The organism is Leeuwenhoekiella sp. H156, from assembly GCF_052218455.1.
Lineage (GTDB): Bacteria > Bacteroidota > Bacteroidia > Flavobacteriales > Flavobacteriaceae > Leeuwenhoekiella > Leeuwenhoekiella parthenopeia.
Map to the genome: position 1 here is coordinate 649419 of NZ_CP197499.1, position 20344 is coordinate 669762.

At 41.8% G+C, this 20344-nt stretch carries 19 protein-coding genes; 8 read left to right on the forward strand and 11 right to left on the reverse strand.

What is annotated here, in order from left to right; translation table 11 throughout:
• Window positions 1-119 precede the first annotated feature (119 nt).
• Genes nqrF through ACSSS3_RS02695 form a run of 6 tightly spaced genes read right to left on the reverse strand, consistent with a single transcriptional unit; the run spans window position 120 to window position 6162 of the window.
• Window positions 120-1427, reverse strand: a complete 1308-nt coding sequence (gene nqrF / locus ACSSS3_RS02670) for an NADH:ubiquinone reductase (Na(+)-transporting) subunit F (protein ID WP_099646158.1) — start codon at window positions 1425-1427, stop codon at window positions 120-122.
• Window position 1428: 1 nt separating this feature from the next.
• Window positions 1429-2157 (reverse strand): NADH:ubiquinone reductase (Na(+)-transporting) subunit E, encoded by a 729-nt coding sequence (gene nqrE / locus ACSSS3_RS02675; RefSeq protein ID WP_442846353.1) that lies wholly within the window; start codon window positions 2155-2157, stop codon window positions 1429-1431.
• Between the two features lie 48 nt (window positions 2158-2205).
• A complete protein-coding gene (locus ACSSS3_RS02680) occupies window positions 2206-2853 on the reverse strand; it encodes an NADH:ubiquinone reductase (Na(+)-transporting) subunit D (protein ID WP_228229814.1) in 648 nt (215 codons plus the stop codon).
• A gap of 2 nt (window positions 2854-2855) precedes the next feature.
• Window positions 2856-3590, reverse strand: coding sequence for a Na(+)-translocating NADH-quinone reductase subunit C (locus ACSSS3_RS02685; protein WP_262908958.1), 735 nt, complete (start codon window positions 3588-3590; stop codon window positions 2856-2858).
• 2 nt (window positions 3591-3592) lie between these two features.
• Window positions 3593-4804 (reverse strand): NADH:ubiquinone reductase (Na(+)-transporting) subunit B, encoded by a 1212-nt coding sequence (locus tag ACSSS3_RS02690; protein WP_228229815.1) that lies wholly within the window; start codon window positions 4802-4804, stop codon window positions 3593-3595.
• A gap of 5 nt (window positions 4805-4809) precedes the next feature.
• Window positions 4810-6162, reverse strand: a complete 1353-nt coding sequence (locus tag ACSSS3_RS02695) for a Na(+)-translocating NADH-quinone reductase subunit A (RefSeq protein WP_442846354.1) — start codon at window positions 6160-6162, stop codon at window positions 4810-4812.
• Between the two features lie 246 nt (window positions 6163-6408).
• Between ACSSS3_RS02695 and ACSSS3_RS02700 the strand changes: the two genes are divergently transcribed.
• From ACSSS3_RS02700 to ACSSS3_RS02720, 5 genes are all read left to right on the forward strand, one after another.
• Window positions 6409-7668 carry a DUF5103 domain-containing protein gene (locus tag ACSSS3_RS02700; RefSeq protein ID WP_442846355.1) on the forward strand — a complete coding sequence of 420 codons (1260 nt, stop codon included), beginning with the start codon at window positions 6409-6411 and terminating at the stop codon, window positions 7666-7668.
• Window positions 7669-7743: 75 nt separating this feature from the next.
• Entirely contained in the window at window positions 7744-8973 is a 1230-nt protein-coding gene (locus ACSSS3_RS02705) for a DUF3667 domain-containing protein (RefSeq protein ID WP_442846356.1), read from the forward strand.
• Between the two features lie 2 nt (window positions 8974-8975).
• Window positions 8976-9362, forward strand: a complete 387-nt coding sequence (apaG, locus tag ACSSS3_RS02710) for a Co2+/Mg2+ efflux protein ApaG (protein WP_228229819.1) — start codon at window positions 8976-8978, stop codon at window positions 9360-9362.
• 189 nt (window positions 9363-9551) lie between these two features.
• Window positions 9552-11180 carry an L-glutamate gamma-semialdehyde dehydrogenase gene (pruA, locus tag ACSSS3_RS02715; protein ID WP_442846357.1) on the forward strand — a complete coding sequence of 543 codons (1629 nt, stop codon included), beginning with the start codon at window positions 9552-9554 and terminating at the stop codon, window positions 11178-11180.
• Window positions 11181-11328: 148 nt separating this feature from the next.
• The gene (locus tag ACSSS3_RS02720) at window positions 11329-11607 is read left to right on the forward strand and encodes a hypothetical protein (RefSeq protein WP_442846358.1); all 279 of its coding nucleotides are present in this window, start codon (window positions 11329-11331) and stop codon (window positions 11605-11607) included.
• A gap of 33 nt (window positions 11608-11640) precedes the next feature.
• Here ACSSS3_RS02720 and rsmG read toward each other — a convergent pair whose 3' ends face one another.
• Window positions 11641-12270, reverse strand: a complete 630-nt coding sequence (gene rsmG / locus ACSSS3_RS02725) for a 16S rRNA (guanine(527)-N(7))-methyltransferase RsmG (protein ID WP_442846359.1) — start codon at window positions 12268-12270, stop codon at window positions 11641-11643.
• A gap of 138 nt (window positions 12271-12408) precedes the next feature.
• Here rsmG and ACSSS3_RS02730 point away from each other — a divergent pair, with 138 nt between their 5' ends.
• Together ACSSS3_RS02730 and ACSSS3_RS02735 are read left to right on the forward strand one after the other, a co-directional pair.
• Window positions 12409-13515, forward strand: a complete 1107-nt coding sequence (locus ACSSS3_RS02730) for a fatty acid desaturase family protein (RefSeq protein WP_442846360.1) — start codon at window positions 12409-12411, stop codon at window positions 13513-13515.
• Between the two features lie 12 nt (window positions 13516-13527).
• A complete protein-coding gene (locus ACSSS3_RS02735) occupies window positions 13528-14724 on the forward strand; it encodes a pyridoxal phosphate-dependent aminotransferase (RefSeq protein WP_442846361.1) in 1197 nt (398 codons plus the stop codon).
• 76 nt (window positions 14725-14800) lie between these two features.
• On the opposite strand, the gene ACSSS3_RS02740 is transcribed toward ACSSS3_RS02735, so the two are convergent.
• The 4 genes from ACSSS3_RS02740 to trkA form a co-directional block, all read right to left on the reverse strand.
• Window positions 14801-15361 carry a fasciclin domain-containing protein gene (locus ACSSS3_RS02740; RefSeq protein ID WP_228229825.1) on the reverse strand — a complete coding sequence of 187 codons (561 nt, stop codon included), beginning with the start codon at window positions 15359-15361 and terminating at the stop codon, window positions 14801-14803.
• Window positions 15362-15452: 91 nt separating this feature from the next.
• On the reverse strand, window positions 15453-16430 hold the full coding sequence (locus ACSSS3_RS02745; RefSeq protein WP_228229826.1) for a YpdA family putative bacillithiol disulfide reductase: 978 nt from the start codon (window positions 16428-16430) through the stop codon (window positions 15453-15455).
• Window positions 16431-16510: 80 nt separating this feature from the next.
• Window positions 16511-18019: a TrkH family potassium uptake protein gene (locus ACSSS3_RS02750; protein ID WP_228229827.1), complete on the reverse strand. Its 1509-nt coding sequence runs from the start codon at window positions 18017-18019 to the stop codon at window positions 16511-16513.
• Entirely contained in the window at window positions 18019-19368 is a 1350-nt protein-coding gene (gene trkA, locus ACSSS3_RS02755; RefSeq protein ID WP_228229828.1) for a Trk system potassium transporter TrkA, read from the reverse strand. Before trkA ends, ACSSS3_RS02750 begins: the two co-directional genes overlap by 1 nt.
• A 243-nt stretch (window positions 19369-19611) precedes the next feature.
• On the opposite strand from trkA, the gene ubiE reads away from it, so the two are divergent.
• A complete protein-coding gene (ubiE, locus tag ACSSS3_RS02760) occupies window positions 19612-20340 on the forward strand; it encodes a bifunctional demethylmenaquinone methyltransferase/2-methoxy-6-polyprenyl-1,4-benzoquinol methylase UbiE (RefSeq protein ID WP_228229829.1) in 729 nt (242 codons plus the stop codon).
• Window positions 20341-20344 lie beyond the last annotated feature (4 nt).

Genomic DNA, 20344 nt, shown 5'->3' on the forward strand with positions numbered 1-20344 from the left:
TAACGGTATAGTTGAAATAAGGAACACGTAATCAAGTTAAACACCTGAAATTCAACAAATACAAGCACTAAAAAAAGCCGCTACTTTCGTAACGGCTTTTATAAAATTCTTTTTTTGGATTATCCTCCAAAATCATCAAAGCGGATGTTCTCATCAGGGATACCAAAATCTTCTCCCATCTTTTGAACCGCCTTGTTCATAAGCGGAGGCCCACAGAAATACAATTCGATTTCTTCCGGCTCCTCGTGTTTACTCAAATACTGTTCAATTACAGCATTGTGAACAAAACCTACGAAACCATCACCGGGACTATTGATATCTTCTTTAACCTTCCAATTGTCTTCTTCTAAAGGCTCTGAAAGCACCAGATAGAACTTGAAGTTTTCAAACTCTTCCTCCAAATCGCGGAAATGCTTTAAGTAAAATAACTCACGCTTAGAACGACCACCGTACCAATACGTTACTTTTCGACCGGTCTTAAGAGTTTTGAAGAGGTGATACAGGTGCGAACGCATAGGCGCCATACCGGCTCCACCACCTACGTAAAGCATTTCAGCATCAGACTCGTTGATGAAGAACTCACCGTAAGGACCTGAAATGGTAACTTTATCTCCTTTCTTTCTACTGAAAATATACGATGAAGCAACACCAGGATTTACATCCATCCATCCGCCTTTTGCACGGTCAAATGGTGGAGTTGCAATACGTACGTTGAGCATGATCTCACGTCCTTCTGCAGGATACGAGGCCATAGAATAAGCACGCTCTACTACTTCGTTATTTTTCATTACAAGTGGCCAAAGCTTAAACTTCTCCCACTCTTCCTGGAATTTATTGGGATCATCATGCTCCTCAGGGTGAGCTGTGATATCCATATCTTCAAACTTCACGGTACATTCCGGAATTTCAATTTGGATATATCCACCAGCTTTGTAGTCCATATCCTCTGGGATTTCTACTACAAATTCCTTGATGAACGAAGCTACGTTATAGTTACGCACTACAGTTGCTTCCCATTTTTTAATACCGAATACTTCTTCAGGAATGGTGATTTCCATGTCCTGCTTCACTTTTACCTGGCAAGCTAAACGCGCTCCGGCGGCTAACTCTTTACGGGTAAAGTGTGGCGTTTCGGTAGGTAACGCTTCACCACCACCTGAAAGTACGTGACACTCACACTGAATGCAGGTACCACCACCACCACAGGCAGAAGGTAAAAAGACTTTCTTTCCACCTAAAGTTGAAAGCAATGAACTTCCTGAGTCTACCTCAACCTTCTTCTCACCGTTTATAGTGATGGTCACAGGACCTGAAGGTGATAATTTTTCTTTTGCAAAAAGCAGTAGGCCAACCAATACAATGGTTAAAACCAAAAACGCTACTACCGTTGCTGCAATAACTCCTCCTGTACTTGCTGCTAAAAACATATTATTTATTGTTTAGTTCTTGTGATACTTCGGCCAAAGGTTCTTCAGCGTCTTTATCCTGGGTTATCGTTTCGATTTGAGCGGCTTCATCAGTCTTTTCGGTTTTCTCATCTCCTCCGGTTAACATTCCACCAAAACTCATAAAACCAATTGCCATAAGACCGGTTATGATAAACGTAATCCCAAGACCTCTTAATGGTGCAGGTACGTTTGAATACCGAATCTTTTCGCGAATAGCGGCAATGGCAAGAATTGCTAAAAACCAGCCGATTCCTGAAGCCAAACCGTAATTAAACGCGAGACCTAAAGTAGCTATGTCTCTGGACTGCATAAAAAGTGAACCTCCTAAGATCGCACAGTTTACCGCAATAAGAGGTAAGAAAATACCCAAAGAGGTATAAAGTGCCGGAGCAAACTTTTCTACTACAATTTCTACGAGCTGTACCATTGTCGCAATGGTAGCAATAAACAGAATGAATGACAGGAAACTCAAATCGTAGTCTGCATACTCAGGCCCTAACCAGGTTAATGCTCCTGGTCGCAACACATACTGATCCAGTAGCCAGTTCATAGGCACGGTAACAGCAAGTACAAAGATTACGGCAGCTCCAAGACCTACAGCGGTCGAAACTTTTTTAGACACAGCAAGGTAAGAACACATCCCAAGGAACGTGGCAAACACCATGTTGTCTATAAATATTGATTTAAAAAATAACTCTACGTGTTCCATTTTTCTTTTATGAAAAGTTAGACTTGAGTAAAACTCAACCCGTAATCTTTAGTTTTCTTCGATTAGTGCTTTATTTCTGGCGCGTTGCACCCAGATGATGATACCTACAACGATAAGTGCCATTGGTGAAAGAAGCATAAAACCGTTGTTCTCATAGCCAATTGCATAAAGGCCGGTTTTAGCGATTGGATCTCCTAAAACTTTAAATCCGAGTAAAGTTCCAGAACCCAGAAGTTCTCTAAAGAAACCTACGACAACCAGTATTAATGCATAACCTGCGGCGTTACCGATACCATCAAGGAATGATCTCCAGGGACCGTTACCCAAAGCGAAAGCTTCAAAACGTCCCATAATGATACAGTTTGTAATAATAAGACCCACGAAAACCGAAAGCGTTTTACTCAATTCATACGCAAAAGCTTTAAGCACCTGGTCTACGATAATTACCAAAGCAGCTACCACTACCAGCTGAACGATGATGCGTATTTTGGAAGGAATGATATTACGCATAAGCGAAATTACCACGTTACCCACACCCAGTACAAACATTACCGAAATTCCCATTACGATAGACGCCTTCAATTGCGCGGTAATCGCAAGTGCAGAACAAATACCTAATACCTGAATGGTGATCGGGTTATTATCTGCCAGCGGATCAAGGATTAAACCTCTGTCTTTTTTAGATAGTAATGCCATAATTATATTTTTAAGTCTTTTAAGTAAGGGATGTACAATTTAACGGTGCTGTTAATCATTGCTGTAACACCATTACCGGTGATTGTTGCGCCGGCAAGGGCATCAACTTTGCCATCGTCCTTACGCTCGTTAAGCGGATCGTTATTTCCTTTGGCAACGGTGATTCCTTCATACTCGGTATCAGCCATAATCTCTTCTCCGGTAAAATCGTCCATAAAGTAACGCTCCTTGATGTTTGCACCAAGACCCGGAGTTTCCCCTTTATGGTCAAAATAAACACCCTGTACTACATAGTTTTCGTCTAAAGCAATAAAGCCCCAGATAGCATCCCATAAACCCTTTCCGTACATTGGGATGATGTAGTAGTCCTTACCATCTTTTTCGCCCACAAAAAGCGGAAGCTTACGCTCTGACATATCTTTTGCCAATTCCTGCTTCAAATTGATTAGATAAGCCGAAGAATCTTTTTCGATTTTTCCGTTCTGAATAACTAATTGTTCTTTGATGTATTTACCAAACTCCGCTTCGACCTTGTTTGTTGGAACAAAATTCACAGAACCTTCCACATTCTCATTAATGCCCATAGCATAAAGAATGTTTTGTTGCTTTTCGAATCGCTCATTTTCAGTAATTGCAGGCTTTAAGCTCGAAGCTGTAAAGGCGAGCAATGATCCTACTACGAGTACCATTACCACTGCAAAGATTACTGTGTAACTGTTTTTATCTGTATTTGCCATGATTAAGCAGTTTTTAATTTTAGACGTTTCATACGTTGTTTAACGTTTGCCTGAACAACATAGTGATCAATAGTTGGCGCAAAAACGTTCATAAGCAGGATTGCAAGGAATACTCCTTCCGGATATGCCGGGTTGAATACGCGAATCATAATCGAGATAAATCCTATTAAGAAACCATACCAGTATTTACCGGTGTTGGTTTGCGCACCCGAAACCGGATCTGTCGCCATATAAACGATACCGAAAGCGATACCTCCAATGATAAGATGTTCCCAGAATGGAGTGCTCATCAAGCCGTAAAACTTACTGCTCTCTGTAATCCATCCCTGATCTACAACTCCGTTAAAAATCAATCCCATTACTGCAGCTCCAACCACAGCACTTAGAATAATTCTCCAGCTTGCAATCTTGGTAAACATCAAGAACAATCCGCCGATGATGATAAGAAATGTTGAAGTCTCACCTACTGATCCCGGGATAAACCCGAAAAACTTATCTGCAAAATCATAAACAACCGAGTTATTCTGTGCATAAGATCCTAAAATGGTCTCTCCTGAAAATGCATCGGGAGTACCTGCAGCTGCCTGAGCTCCGTGTACCCATACCTTATCACCACTCATCCATGTAGGATAAGCAAAGAATAAGAAAGCACGAATGGTAAGCGCAGGGTTAAGAATATTCATTCCTGTTCCGCCAAAAACTTCCTTACCGATTACCACACCAAACACGACTGCTACAGCAAGCATCCAAAGTGGTATATCAACCGGTACAATAAGAGGAACAAGCATACCCGTAACCAGGTAACCTTCTTCTACCTCGTGACCTTTGATAACGGCAAAAACAAACTCTACCGCAAGACCTACTCCATACGAAATTATAACCAGCGGAAGCACGGTCCAGGCTCCTAATATAAAGTTGTCCCAGGTAAAGAAATTACCGAACAAACTAGCCTCACGTACAACACCCTGAGCGGCATCAATTGCTGCATAGTGCTGATATCCCGCATTAAAAATACCCCAAACCAAAACCGGCAACAGAGCAATAATAACGGTATTCATCGTACGTTTTAAATCATCAACGGCTCTAATGTGAGCACCGCTGTGCGTGGTTTCATTAGGGGTATACAAAAAGGTATGCAATGCGTTAAACGCAGGTGCCATTTTTTTCCCTTTGAAATCTTCTTTAATACTGTGTAATTTTTCTTTTAATCCCATAGCTATTATCCTATTTCTTCGTGCATTAAGTCAAGTCCTTTACGAATGATTGCTTGGTGTGGTTGTTTAGATACGCATACAAATTCGGTAAGCGCAAAATCTTCCGGTGCCACTTCATACATACCCAAAGCTTCCATAGCATCCAGATCTTCTACCATACAGGCTTTAAGCAACTGTAAAGGGTAGATATCCATCGGGAATACTTCCTCGTAGTTTCCGGTTACCACAAAGGCGCGATGCTCCCCGTTGGTGTTGGTATCCAGATCGTACTTCTTATTTGGGAATAGCCATGAAAAAGTAAGGGCTCTTGAAGATGATATTTTATTGAAAACAGGTTTATTCCACCCAAAAAATTCATAATCGTCTCCTTCCGGAATGGCTACAAATTCATTGTGATAATATCCTAAATGACCGTCTGCACTTACCTGTTTTCCGGTAAGCACGTTACCTGAGATCATACGTACATTATCCCCGTTAATTCCGGCAGAATAGGCAAAGGTAGACACCTCTGCTCCTATTTTGGTCTTAAAATACTGTGGTTTTTTGATGCCTGACCCTGATACACTGATCACTCGCTCCGGATTAAATTTTCCTGTAAGGAATAATTCACCAATAATAGCAAGGTTCTCGGGAGCTACAGTCCATACTGTTTCTCCCTTATTTACCGGTCTGATTTTATTGATCTGCGTTCCTACGTTACCACTAGGATGAGGCCCTGAAACCGTATGAAGTTCTACTTCACTCAAATTAGCAAAAACCGAATCAGCAGTTTTAGCTACTCCCAGATGAACTTTACCTGAGGTCAGCTTTGCCAAAGCGTTCACACCCGCCTGCAACGCAGCTTCCTTACCTTTAAGACTGAAGTTATAATCTGGAGCCAGCGGCGCACTGTTATGCCCCGAAATAAAAATTGCCTCGGGAGTAGTATCTACCGCGGCAATTATATCATAAGGACGTTGCTTGATAAAAGGCCATAAACCGGCTTCAAGCATACGCTCTTTAATAGTTTCGGCACTTGATGTTTTAACATCCAATTTTGAAAACTCGTGAGTCGCATCTGTACCGTCTGCTTCAATAACCACGTGGGTTATAACCCGCTTCGCTCCCCGCTTAATCTCAGCAAGAGTACCGCTAACCGGTGATACAAATTTGATACGTTCATCTTTCTTGGAGTAAAAAAGCGGCTCGCCCGCCTTTACCTTGGCTCCTTCTTTAAAAAGCATCTTAGGAGTTACAAGATGAAAATCTGAAGGCTTGATCACATAAGTTCTTGACTTGGGGGCGTCAGCTAGGGTTTTCTCTGCTGCTCCCACCAATTTTATATCAAGACCTTTTTTGATCTTAATGTCTTTTGACATAGGAAGTATATGTTAAAGTTTTTTTAGTTGCCCAACTCAGTTTCTGTCTGGAATTGAGGTGCGCAAATTTACAAATTTTACATCCTTAATACACAAATCCCGTGATAAAATTATACAACCGGCAGGCAGGAGATGCATACAAAGCTTAAGAATGCCAAAAACACACTTATTAGCACCTTATTGAGATTCTGTAAAAATAAGGCACTTTATTTGCTAATATTGTGTTTCACCAGCAAACTCGCTTTAATGAAAACGTTTTCGGTTGTTTTTACACTTCTTATATTCGGACAGGGAATGGCTCAGGTAGCCGAAGAAATGCCGGCACCCCCATACATAAAAACGGTACAATTTTACGGCAATACCGCCGAAAGTCAACTCCCGCTCATTCAACTGGGCACTCCGTTAAGACTCAGTTTTGATGACATTATAGGCGACGAATCTGATTTTTACTACACCATTACCCACTACGATTACGACTGGACGCCTTCGGTACTGGTAAAAAATGAATATATAGACGGGGTTGACGATGTGCGTATAATGAATTACACGAACTCGGTGAGCACCCTGCAACTCTACACCCATTATGAGCTAACGATACCCAACCAGTACACCACCGCCATTACTAAAACCGGAAATTACCTGCTTGAGGTTTTTAACGCAGATGAAGAACTTATCTTTTCCCGAAAATTCATGATTTATACACCTCTTGTGAGTGTAGGTGTTGAAGTATTACGCAGCAGGGATCTTGAGTTTATAGAACAAAAACAAGTGGTTAACTTTTTTGTCGACTCGGGTGAAAATGTCTTAATCAACCCAAAAAACACCGTCAAAACACTTATTATTCAAAACAACAATCTCAAAAACAGCATTAGCAACATTCAACCGCAGTACAACATAGGCAATCGCCTGGAGTATCGCTATAATGACGAAACTTCCTTTTACGGCGGCAATGAGTTTTTTGATTACGATAATAAAAACATCAGGATCGCCACAAACCGCATCCAGTTTGTAGACCTTCAGGATTTGTACCATAATTACCTTTACGGAAATGCAACCCGCGCTGATCAGGAATACACCTTCAACCCGGATATAAACGGAAACTTTGTTATTCGCACCATGCAAGGCTCAGATCCGCGAATTCATGCCGAATATGCCTGGATTCATTTCAGCTTAGAGCACCCGCAACGTCCCAAAGGAGAAGACATTTACATCTACGGAAACTTCAACAACTACGATCTGGAAGACGCCACCCGAATGTACTACAATGCAGATACCGGAAGGTATGAGACCGCCATGCTGATGAAGCAGGGTTACTACAACTATAAATATGTAGTGGCCAAAAACGGAAAACGATTGGAGGAGAATCCCATAAGTGGCGATTTTTGGCAAACCGAAAATGAATACGATGTGCTGGTCTATTACAGACCTCCCGGTGCCCGCTTCGACGAATTGATAGGCGTAGGCAATGCACTTTCCACAAGCATTTCAAATGTAAGACGCGATTAATCATGAGACCTGCTTCTCTATTTGAGGATTTATGATAACTTCGTATCCTATCTTACTTAAAAACCTGCCTTAACGGTGCAAAAACCAGTTGAACAAAAACCCAAAATCCCTGTTTACGATAGGGGAAACAAATGTCTCAACTGCGGTCATCCGCTTGAATTAAGTGACCGCTACTGTTCCTATTGCGGACAAATCAATTCGCGGCAAAGACTATCATTAGGCAACTATTTCAGAGAATTCGCAGGAAGTATATTCAATTACGACTCCAGATTTCGGTACACCATAAAAGACCTTTTATTTAAACCGGGAACCATAACACGTGATTATGTAGACGGAAAGCGACTCACTTACGCAAATCCATTTCGGTTTTACCTAAGTGTAAGTATCCTTTTTTTCATAATAAGCGGTTTACTCGACTTTTTTGAAAACACCGAAAATACCACAGAATCCTTTGACTGGAGTAAACTTACGACCGAGGCAAAAAAAGACTTTCAGGAGATACCCATTGATTCTATTACCTATTATATAGAAAAAGGAGTTCAGCAAAATAGAGATACGACTCAAAGCCTCCCTTTCGAATATCAAAATCCGGAAAAACTGGATTCCCTGGGTTTCTACGGGCGCACCAAAAACAAAATCACCCTTTTCAGAAAATTCAGTTCGTCAACGGCTATCACCCGCCCCGAAGAAGGTCTTGACAGTCTCAAATACCCAAAGACCCGCACCAATATCTGGCTTTACAAGAAGAGCGCTACCTTTAATAAGATACTTGACGAGCCCTTTGAATTCTATGAATACCTGGTTGAGAAGACTCCTTTCTTCATTTTTTTCTTCACACCATTATTTGCACTGGCTTTTGTTCCGCTTTATCTTAAGAAAGAATCTTACCGGGAAGCATTGCAAAAAATAAAAGGCACCCCGTATTCCTGGTTTCAGACCGTTTTGAATATACCCTACCTGGGCTCTGGCATCGCTGCAGTATTAGCAACACTAAGACGCTTTTTTTATCCTTCGGCAAAGCATAATTATGTTGAGCATGTGATTTTCATTTTTCACATATTCTCTTTTATGTTTTTAGGTATGCTGCTATTGGCTTTGCCAGATTTTTTAATAGGCGCCAGCGTACTCACTTCTATTTTTCTATTTTTAATATGCCCATTCTACTTCTATAAAGCGTTACGTAATTTTTACAAGGAAGGCAGACTGCGCACCCTTCTCAAATTTTTAATACTGAATTTTGTATTTTTAATGCTGTCAGGGATGAGCATGATCCTCTTCTTACTCATAACTGCCGCAACCTATTAATAATGGTAGAGCAAGTAACAAAAGGCATTAAAGTTTCGGTAGAGACTCATTTTGAAGGCGCATTTTCAAAAAACAGCGAAGTTTTCTATGCTTTTGGCTATACCATCACCATAAGCAATAACAGCAGGGATACCGTAAAATTACTCAGCCGTTGCTGGACGATTTACGATTCGCTCAATGACATCGAGCAGGTCACCGGCGAAGGAGTAATTGGTAAAAAACCGGTTCTTCAGCCGGGTGAGCAACACCGTTATACTTCAGGCTGCCTGCTTAAATCTCCTTTTGGAGCAATGAATGGTTACTATACCATGATTAACTTTAATAATTCTACCCAATTTCAGGTGATGATCCCTACTTTTAAGCTGAATTCAAAATTCAACCTTAACTAACTACACCTCAATCTCCTGAACACCTCAACGACTCAGATTACTTTCTTAACAATACTGTTTGGCTATTCTTAGGGCGTGGCTTTAGAATTTTGTACCTTTCGCGCCATTACAAAAAAACAACTTTTCCGGTGCTTATTAGCATCAGAAACGAGTCCACCTTTGTGGAGAAAACGCAAAAATAAAATAAGCATGTCAACAGGATTTTTTGAAGTACCCGTAGCTATTAACGAGCCCGTAAAAACCTATGCACCCGGAACACCCGAGCGCGACGCGGTTTTAAAAGCCTACAAAGAACTTTACAACAGCACCGTAAATGTACCTTTATACATAGACGGTAAAAAAATAGAAACCGGCAAAACCAGCACGATGTCACCTCCACACGAGCACAAGCACAAATTGGGAGAATACCAGCTTGCCGAAAAAAACCACATAGAAGCTGCGATTGCTGCTTCACTTGAAGCCCGCAAAAAATGGTCGCAAATGCCCTGGGAACACCGCGCAGGTATCTTTTTAAAAGCCGCCGAACTGATTCAGGGACCTTACCGTGCGAAGATCAATGCAGCCACCATGCTGGCGCAGTCTAAAAATATCTATCAGGCAGAGATTGATTCTGCCTGCGAACTTATTGACTTCCTACGTTTCAACGTACAGTATATGAGTGAAATCTACGCAGACCAGCCGGAATCTACTTCTGCAGCCTGGAACCGCGTAGAATATCGCCCGCTTGAAGGCTTTGTTTACGCAGTTACTCCTTTTAATTTTACGGCTATCGCCGGAAATTTACCGGCCTCTGCTGCACTTATGGGCAACACCGTGGTATGGAAACCCAGCGACAGCCAGGTATATTCTGCTCAGGTTATAATGGAAGTTTTTGAAGAAGCCGGAGTACCGGCAGGTGTAATCAATATGGTGATGGGTGATCCTGAAATGATCACCAATACCGTACTGGACAGCCCTGATTTTGCAGGGATTCACTTTACCGGTTCTACAACCGTATTTAAAGGAATTTGGGCAAAAATTGGAGCAAACATTCACAAATACAAAACCTATCCACGTATTGTAGGCGAAACCGGTGGTAAAGATTTTATCCTGGCACATCCTACCGCAAACCCGCAGCAGGTAGCAACGGCAATTTCGCGCGGAGCTTTTGAATTTCAGGGGCAAAAATGTAGCGCGGCGAGCCGTGTGTATATCCCAAAATCAATGTGGCCTAAAGTAAAAGATTTGGTTGTTAAAGACATCAAATCCTTTAAAATGGGATCCCCGGAAGACATGAGCAACTTCATCACTGCCGTGATTCACGAAGGCTCTTTTGATAAACTGGCCAAATATATTGATCAGGCTAAAAAAGATTCAAATGCTGAAATAGTTGCCGGAGGTAATTACGATAAATCTAAAGGATACTTTGTAGAGCCAACAGTAATTTTAACCACAGATCCTAAATATACCACAATGACAACCGAGCTTTTTGGCCCAGTTGTTACGGTTTATGTTTATGAGGATGAAAAGTGGAGCGAAACTTTAAAACTAGTTGATACTACCAGTGAATACGCATTAACCGGAGCTGTTTTGGCAGCAGATCGTTATGCGATTACGGAAGCTACTCAGGCATTACAAAATGCAGCCGGTAACTTCTACATCAATGATAAGCCTACAGGCGCGGTCGTTGGCCAACAGCCTTTTGGCGGTGCTCGGGCATCAGGTACTAACGATAAAGCAGGTAGCGCATTAAATCTGTTGCGCTGGGTTTCCCCTCGATTAATCAAGGAAACTTTTGTAACACCTACAGATTACAGATATCCCTTTTTAGGAGAATAACTTACTGATTTACATATATTTAAAATGCCATCTTTGAAAGATGGCATTTTTTTTGAGCTACTACACAACGTTATCTAAATGTTATGCCAATGTAAATTTAATGTTACCAAATAATTTTTTAGTAACTTTACCAATAAATAGAGGAATTATGAAGAATGATGAAAACAAAATGTACGTCCTGAAGGTGAAATATTCCGTTATAGATGTAACTAAGAAAAAACGAAATCGAAAAATAACCCGTAAAAAGGAAAAATTATATCTGGTGCGCGATCCTGAAAGTATCGACGAGAAATTGAAAGAGCTTGAAGACAGCCTTCTTGAGATTGATCAGCACGAACGCACGACCCTACTCAACCGGGCTCAGGATTTCCTGAGAAGTTTCGGGAACCGATGCAATCGCACGTATTACAATATGCTACGAACCTAAAAAAAGCGACTTTAGAGTCGCTTTTTTTGTTTATCATCCTTTAAACTTCAAAGGTAGATGCACCACCTTTTTAGTCTCAAAAAATTCCTCTTTAAAATAATCTGACAAGTCATAAATCCTGGCGGTCGTGTACAAACTCAGTTCTTCGCTTAAGTCTCCTCCTTTCAAATACAGAATACCGTTCTTAAGCTCGTGAGTGCTCTTTTTGGCGATCTTTCCTTTGGTCCAGTGTACAAAAGTTTCCATTTGCGCTACAGCACGGCTAACAATAAAATCATAGCTGCCGGGTACATTCTCAACGCGATCATTTGTAGTTTTTACATTGGTCAGCCCTAAACCGGCAACCACCTCATCAACCACTTTGATCTTTTTACCGATACTATCTACGAGATGAAACTGGGTCTCCGGAAATAAAATAGCCAGAGGCACTCCCGGAAATCCACCACCGGTACCCACATCAAGCACCTTACTACCGGGATTAAAACCCTGCACTTTTGCAATGCCCAACGAATGTAAAACGTGACGTAAATAAATCTCATCGATGTCTTTACGCGAGACCACGTTGATTTTCAGGTTCCAGTCCTGATAAAGTTCGTTGAGTTGTTCAAACTGAACAAGCTGATTTTCACTCAGATTGGGGAAATAGTGCTTTATAAGTTCCATAATTGCAAATTACGGCAACAAAATTAGGTTTTACCGCGTTAAATTACGGTATTTGCAGGCCTTAAAAAGATATAAATCTTATTTTTGAGGTTGCGTTACAAACACCTCTGTTCTGGGGTTTTGCTAAGCATAATTTGTATGGAAAATATTAAAACAATAAAATTCTCAAGGGTTGATTCGGCTAAGTTCTTCCGCACCCTAAATAAGCGCGTAAACGCCTATTTTAAAGAAAACAATGTAGAACGTACTGGTAACTGGAAACTGTACCTGAAAACCGCAGTGATGTTTTCCCTGTTTCTGGCACCCTATTTTTTAATTCTTACGCTTAACCTTCCGGGTTGGGCGCAGCTCCTGCTCACTATCGTTATGGGCGTGGGTATGGCCGGCGTGGGTATGAACGTGATGCACGACGGGAATCACGGCTCATTTTCGAAGAAAAAATGGGTAAACAAAATGATGGGAAGCAGTATTTATATTCTTGCCGGTAATGTTTACAACTGGCAGGTACAGCACAATGTGCTGCATCATACGTATACTAATATTCACGGGCACGACGAGGATTTGGAAGCGGGTCGCATTTTACGTTTCTCGAAACACGCCCCGTGGTACAAGCACCACCGTTTTCAACATTACTATTCTATCTTCCTATACGGTTTGCTCACCTTTAACTGGGCGATCACTACCGATTTTCTTCAGATGAAACGCTATCTCAAGCGCAAATTGTCTTATGGTGAATTTCCGAATCCAAAAATTGAATGGACCAAACTGGTAATCACCAAACTAATTTATGTCGCGATCTGGATTGTGCTTCCGTTACTCATTTTAGATATCGCGTGGTGGAAGATTTTAATCGGCTTTTTTGTGATGCACTATACCGCAGGAGTTATTCTTAGCGTGGTGTTTCAATTAGCACACGTTATTGATGAGGCAGATATGCCGCTACCGGACAAGTCGGGCACCATGAAAAATACCTGGGCTATTCACCAGTTGTTTACCACCGTTAACTTTTCGACCAAAAACCGAATCGTAAACTGGTTTACAGGCGGACTTAATCATCAGGTGGAGCATCATATTTTCCCGCACATCAGTCATATTCACTATACCAAGATTTCTAATATTGTACGGGAAACCGCGCAGGAGTTTAACCTGCCTTACAATGAGTATAAAACCACACGTAAAGCGATTATTGCTCATTTTAAGTATTTAAAAGAAATGGGCGCGCAACCCAATTTACAATCTGCTTAATTTAATTTCTTAATGGAAACACTTACCAATCAACTATCTGACCGAATCAATAATTTGGCCGCATCTGCTACGCTTGCAATGGCCGCAAAAGCACGTGAACTGCGTGCGGAAGGAAAAGACATCATAGGCCTTAGCCTGGGTGAACCTGACTTCAACACCCCAGATTTTATTAAGGATGCCGCTATACAGGCCATCAACGACAACTACAACGCCTACTCACCGGTAGACGGTTATGTAGAGCTTAAAGATGCAATCATTACCAAGTTTAAAAGAGATAACAATCTTACGTATGATCGCAGTCAGATTGTTGTTTCAACCGGGGCTAAGCAGTCTTTATACAATATCGCACAGGTATGCATCAATCCGGGTGACGAAGTGATTTTGCCCTGCCCGTATTGGGTAAGTTATGCCGATATTGTTCAGCTTGCGGAAGGTGCACCTGTTGAAGTACAAACTTCTTTAGAGACGAACTTTAAGATGACTCCTGAGCAGCTTGAGGCAGCGATTACCCCAAAGACCAAAATGCTTTGGTACAGTTCGCCCTGTAACCCTAGCGGTTCTATTTACAGCGAGAAGGAGCTTCGTGCTCTTGCAGATGTATTGCAAAAATACCCACACATCGTGGTGGTAAGCGACGAGATTTACGAGCACATCAACTATGTAGGTGGTCACGCCAGTATGGCTCAGTTTGAAGATATGTACGATCGTACCGTAACGGTAAACGGGGTTGCTAAAGCGTTTGCAATGACCGGATGGCGTATAGGGTACATCGGAGCCCCATCTTATATTGCCCGCGCCTGTAATAAAATTCAGGGCCAGGTTACCAGTGGTGCTAACTGTATCGCACAGCGTGCTGTAATTACAGCCCTTGAAGCGCCCGTAAGTAAAATTCAATATATGGTTGATGAATTTAAAGAGCGCAGAAAGCTTATTTTAGATTTACTTAGCGATATTGAAGGTTTTGAATGCGTAGAGCCCGAAGGCGCTTTTTACGTATTCCCTAATGTTACACACTTTATAGGCAAAACCCTAAACGGAAAGACGATTAACAATGCTTCAGATTTTGCCATTTATTTACTGGAAGAAGCAAATGTTGCTACCGTAACCGGCGAAGCTTTTGGAAATCCTAACTGTATTCGCATTTCGTATGCAGCAAGTCAGGATCAAATCAAAGAAGCTTTGGCCCGCATTAAGAAAGCGGTTTCCTAATTCACAGTTTTATAAAAACAGAAAAAGCGACCTCAACGGGTCGCTTTTTTTATTGGCTAATTCAAATACAATTCGCTTACATTTTAGGCAGTAAAACGGTATCAATCACATGGATTACGCCGTTAGACTGGTTTACATCAGCAATAGTTACTGTCGCAACGTTACCTGCCTGATCTTTGATTTTCACCATATCACCATCAAGCATTCCGTAAAGGGTTTGACCGTTAACGGTTGTCCATTCTGCCACTCCATTACCTGCCTTGATATCTGCAATAATCGCTGCAGCGCTGTTTTTCCCTGCAATAACGTGGTAGGTTAAAACACCCTGTAAGGCCTTCTTATTCTCAGGCTTCAGTAAGCTGGCAACAGTACCATCAGGTAGTTTTTCAAAAGCAGCGTTTGTAGGTGCCAAAACGGTAAATGGCCCTTCGCTCTGTAGTGTTTCAACTAAATCTGCAGCCTGTACTGCGGCTACCAGAGTTGTATGATCTTTAGAGTTTACTGCATTCTCTACAATATTTTTCGTAGGATACATTTCTGCCCCACCAACCATTTTAGTTTCCTGAGCAAAACCTGTTGAAGATACAGCGATTGAGCAAGTCATTGCTAAAGCTGCGAATACATTTTTAATTTTCATAGTGTAAGTTTTTTTTTAGTTACACCTACACATACGTTTGTTGAGAAGCTATCGGTTTTGGGATATCGGGCTTTAGCAAAATATTAACAAATCAGACCGTCTCCGTCCGCTTTGTCATCAGGTCTTTAATAATCATATCGGCGTGTACCCGTGTATTTTCAATAAAGAGTTTGCTGGTACGCATTCCGCTGTTGATCACTCCGGCTACATATACATTAGGCAAAGGCGTTTCAAGTGTTTCGGGATCGTGAATGGGTTTTTTAGCATCTTCCTCGTCAATAGGCAGTCCCAGGTTTTCGAAAAGCGAATAATCTGGCGTATAGCCTATCATCGCGAGGACAAAATCATTTTCAATCTCAATCTCCCCATCGGGCGTGTTTAAAACAACCGAATAAGGCTTGATCTCCGTAACGGTTGTATTGAAATAAGCCTTGATTGAACCTTCCTTGATTCGGTTTTCGATATTAGGCTTAATCCAGTATTTCGTCTTTTTGTAAATCTCATCACCCCGAATGGCCATAGTGACCTCGGCTCCTTTATAATAGGTCTCAAGCGCCACATCACAGGCCGAATTTGCCGCACCAATTACCAGTATTTTCTGGTTGACATACGGATGCGGACTGTCGTAAAAGTGCTTCACTTTGGGCAACTCCTCTCCCGGAATGTTGAGTTTACGAGCCGTATCGTAAAAACCGGTCGATACAATGACCGCTTCGGTTTTAAAATCTTCTTTAGGAGTTTTGATACGGTAAGAATCGCCATCCTTCTCCATTTTTTCTACCGGACTGTACAGGCGCACATTTAGCTTCCAGCTATCATAAACCCTGCGGTAATACTCCAGAGCTTCCTTTCGGGTGGGCTTATCGTTATGCGCTACGAAGGGCACATCGCCTATTTCCAATAAGTTGGAAGTAGAGAAAAAAGTCATTTGCTCGGGGAAATTGTAAAGGGAATTTACCAGCACTCCTTTTTCTAAAACCAAATATTCGAGATTTGCTTTTTTAGCTGCAATGGCACAGGCCAGACCTATTGGGCCGGCTCCTATAATGATGAGATCGTATTTTTTCAAAACGCTTCTTTTTAGCTTTAAATTAAATCTACGGGTCTTTGAATCCGATTTAATTTCTTTTTCTGTAAAGTTAACCGATACTAGCGATTACGCCAAAAGAACGGCGTTAACAGTATCAAAACAGTGAAGAGCTCAAGACGACCAATAAGCATTAAAAAGGCACACCACCACTTCCCTACTGCCGGAAGCGCATCAAAATTGTTCACGGGACTTAAGATCCCGAATGCAGGTCCCACGTTACCTAAAGACGAGGCGGAACCTCCTAAAGCTGTTGGGAAATCAAGCCCCATTGATGCCAAACCACAGGCTCCTATTATCCACGCTAAAAGATAGAGAATAAAAAAGCCCAGAATGTTGAAGACGATTTCTTTAGGTACCGCCTTACCATTGTGACGTACCGGTAAAATGGCATTGGGGTGAAGCGTGCGTTTAAACTCCAGTAAACCGTTACGAATGATCATTAAATGGCGTACCACTTTTATTCCACCCGAAGTAGAACCCGCCGAGCCTCCTAAAAACATCAATCCAAAGAAAATTATGGTGGCAAAAGGCGCCCACATCGTAAAATCGGCAGTTACAAAACCTGTTGTGGTAATTACCGAGATCACCTGGAACAGGCCGTGCCTCAAAGCGCTCTCATACCTTCCCAGAACCATAGGATGATCTATAGAGGAGACCGAAACATCGGCCCGAAAAATAATGATCGCGACTATAAGAACCGTGAATCCTAGAATAAACGAAAAGTAAAGTTTGAACTCTTCATCTTTCCAAACGCTGCGCAGCTTTCCTTTAAAGGCAAAATAACTCAACACGAAGTTTGTACCTGCCAAAAACATAAAGACAATAATAATCCATTGTATCAGCGGGTTATCATTCCAATAGGCAACGCTCGCATTTTTGGTACTAAAACCACCTGTTGACAGCGTACTCATGGCATGGTTTATGGCATCTAGAAACGACATCCCGGCCAGTTTAAGCAGTATGGTCTCAGCCACGGTATAGCCAAAATAAATAAGCCAAAGGCGCTTTGCCGTATCGGTTATACGCGGGTGTAATTTATCGGCGTTAGGACCCGGTGCTTCGGCAGCAAAGAGCTGCATTCCGCCTATACCCAGTAAAGGTAAAATAGCTATTGCAAGAACGATAATACCCATCCCGCCAATCCAATGGGTGGTGCTGCGCCAAAACAGAATTCCGTTTGGGATGGCTTCTATATCATTTAAGATGGAAGCCCCCGTGGTGGTATATCCGCTTATAGTTTCAAAAAACGCATTAGTGATAGACGGAATAGCACCGGTAAACAAGTAGGGAAGACAGCCACTCAGGGACATAAAAATCCAGCCAAATGTTACGACTATATAGCCCTCCCGCTTCTGAATCTCTTTTTTGTGGTCCCGGGTAAAAAACATAAACACCAGACCTACAAAAATGGTTATAAGTCCGGCAGAAATAATACCCAGAGCTACCGAAACATCATCGTAGAAATAGCCTACAATAGCCGATATGAGCATAAAGCCGCCATTAAAAAGCAGCAACAGGCCCATCAGGTGAAAAATTATACGGTAATTGAGTCTGACTCTGTTTGGCATTAGATAAACATACGTTCGACTTTGTTGATAGAGCGCAGCAGGCAGCATACCACAATGCGGTCACCTACCTGTATTTTATTTTCGCCCAAAGCAATAATTCCCACTCCGTCACGTACGATTCCTCCAATGGTAGCAGATCTGGGGAAGTCGAGGTCTTTGATGCGTTTGCCTATCACCTTAGAATTGGGCTTGGCGATAAACTCGAGCAACTCGGCATTCATATTATTGAGTTTGGTCATCGCGACGACATCACCTTTTCTGATGTATCTGAAAATATTATTGGCCGCGAGTAATTTTTTATTGATCAGGGTATCAATACCGATGCTGTGCGAAAGCTGAAAATAATCCATATTCTCAACCAGGGCAATGGTTTTTTTAACCCCTTTTGATTTGGCTACCAGACAAGACATAATATTGGTCTCGCTGTTACCGGTTACCGCGATAAAGGCATCCATATCGTAGATATTCTCTTCTTCGAGCAACTCTACATTTCTTCCATCACCGTTAATGACGAGGGCCTTGGGTAATTTTTCGGCAATATCAAAAGCCTTATCATTATCCTTCTCAACCAGTTTAACGTTGAAACTGTCTGAACACAGATCGCGGGCGGTCTTGAATCCTATTTTACTTCCGCCTAAAATCATCACATTTTTAATATCCTCGTGTACCTGCCCGGTAAGTTTGTAAATTTCTTCAACCCCTCCTTTTACCGTCATAAAATACACCTGGTCACCTTCTTTAAAAATGGTGTCTCCCCGTGGAATCAGGGTGTACTGTGTACCTTCACGCTGAATGGCGATAGGCATAAAATGCAGTTCGGGAAAAATACGGGCCGCTTCCTTGACGCTTTTACCTACAAATGAGGCAGTACGACTCAGGGAAGTCCCAACCATCGTTAAGGCTCCTTCTTCAAACTCATAACTGTCGTTAAAGGCAGACTGACTCAGCAGCAATTCAATTTCTGCCGCAGCAAGACTTTCGGGCGAAATGAGTTCATCAATACCAAATTTCTTAAATCCGGCAACTTCCTGATTCTCTATAAACTCGGTATTTGAGATACGCGCAATGGTGCGCTTGGCCCCCATTTGTTTTGCCAAAACACAAACGGTAATGTTTGTGGTTTCACTGGCAGTAACCGCAATGATGAGATCGGTATTTTCAATTCGGGCATCCTTCAAGGTCTGAATAGACGTAGAATCGCCACGTATGGTCCTGATATCAAGATGCGTATCTGCATAGGCAATACTTTCTTTATCTACATCGATCAATGTGATATCCTGAGATTCAAAAGAAAGAAGTTTAGCCAAATGAAATCCTACTTCACCGGCTCCGGCAATAACAATCTTCATAGTACTGGTTAAAATCTAAAAAAATACCGGGCCATAAGTAATGATTAAGACTCATGAAAACGGATTTTAATTGAGACTAGCCTCTTATTTTTCAACCCGCTAGCAGGTAAGTTGAGGCAAAGATACATTTTTCATAAGTATCCCTAGAAAATTTAAGAAGTCTGCAAAAATTCTAAACGCTTTAAATCGAAATGTCAACGGGAGCATCTGGTGACAAATACTATATTTGCTAAAAAATCAGCGATGAGCGGCAATATAAATCCTTACAAAAATTCTGACCAGACCAAGCGCCAACAGGTTGAGAAGATGTTTGACACCATTTCGGGCGAGTATGACGGGCTGAATCGGGTTATTTCTTTTGGCATTGATGTTAAATGGCGCAAGAAAGTAGTTAAACTCGTGGGTGATACAAAACCCCAGCGTGTTCTGGATGTAGCCACAGGTACCGGAGATCTGGCCATAAATCTGGTCAAAACCGGAGCAAAAGAAATCATTGGTCTTGATATTTCTGCCGGGATGCTTAATGTGGGCAAAGCCAAAATCAAACAAAAAGGCCTCGATGCACAGATCGAAATGGTGCAGGGCGATTCTGAAAACCTTCCGTTTGAAGACCATCATTTTGATGCGATCACGGTCGCATTTGGTATTCGGAATTTTGAGACCCTCGAAAAAGGTCTTGCCGAAATTTTACGCGTGCTCAAACCCGGAGGGATTTTTGTCATTCTGGAAACTTCGGTGCCTACAAAAACGCCTTTTAAGCAAGGCTATAACCTGTATTCCCGAAGAATTCTACCCTTAATTGGCCGTGTCTTTTCTAAAGATCGTGATGCATACGCCTATTTGAGCGAGAGTGCATCGGTTTTCCCTTACGGAGAGCGACTTAACAATATTTTGCGCAAAATTGGGTTTACTAATGTTGAAGATCACCCGCAAACCTTTGGGGTGGCTACCATTTACACAGCATCAAAATAAATTT